The 1,064-nt window shown below is 65.1% G+C and carries 1 protein-coding gene; it reads right to left on the bottom strand.

Features of this window, described 5'->3' with window-relative positions:
- Positions 1–1,064: hypothetical protein (locus ACXJKL_RS21435; protein WP_457209011.1), on the bottom strand; the 1,064-nt coding region annotated here is incomplete at both ends.

The raw sequence follows: 1,064 nt of genomic DNA, 5'->3' as shown, positions 1-1,064 counted from the left end.
CTGCTCCACCACATCGATGCTGGCCTCAGCACCGCCGTGGACGCTGGGACCGTCGCCTAGGGTGTCGAGGCTGTTGCTGTCGCGTTCGGCCTGGCTGAGTTGCATGGCGCAGTCGCCGAGAACTGAAACGATGATGTCGGTGCGAGCGAAGCGGCGGCGTGTCGGGTCGTCGCCGATGCCGTCGTGGAGCTCGTGAAGCATTTGCAAGAGTCGTACCCGTGCTGGCTCGGCGCCGAGGACCTCGAGCGCGACGACGGCGATGTGAGAGGCGTGCGCTGCCGGACCTGCTAGAGCAGCGGCGAGCGCGTCACGGACGGCGGGGTCGTCGCCGAAATGGCGGTGAAGTGCGTTCGCGGCCCAGTGCGGTTGGCTGCCGGGAGTGGCGATCGCGTCCATCAGGACGCGACGCATCTGTGGGCCTTGGTCGATCGCGGAGAGGTGGAACAACAGCATGTCGCTGTGCCGGTGATCGAAATTTTCCAGCCGGGACTCGATAGCTTGGGCGATGAGTTCGTTGTGCGGTGTGCCTGGCGCATAGGCGGTGGCGAGACCCTCCAGGCCGTATCCCAGCCGCAACGCCGGCCAAGCGTGTTCCTCGGTAGCGAGGACGTCCGCGACGACGCTCGCGATCGCGTTGTCCTGCGCGAATGCGTGAAGGGCGATGGTCCAGACGGTGTTGAGATTCGATCCTCGTCCGCTTCGCATGAAGTCCGCCATGGAGCCGATTAGATGTGTGTCGTCTCGGACCACGGCCGTGATGGCTTCGAGGAGGATCCGGCTCTGGACGTCGGGGTGACCTGACCAGTACTTGTTGAGGAACGAACGAAGCCACTGAACTTCAGATGGGGTCAAGATGTTGTCGTCCACGGCGTCGTCGTCACGGCCACGCACATCGCCACGGTCGGCGTCGCAGATGTCACCGCTGCCGGTGATGTTGCCTACGAGGGCGCTCTCGAGGACGCCGAGGAGGTGAGCGAGCACGGTCAGCCGCAACGCTGTTGCCTGGCTGGAGCGGTGCCATTCGACGCGTTCGCGGGTCGCTTGGTCCTCGGGCCACCACACAC

The organism is Nocardioides sp. P5_C9_2 (assembly GCF_054049555.1).
Note: the sequence above shows the minus strand (reverse complement) of the source record. Positions and strands in the feature narration are given on the sequence as shown.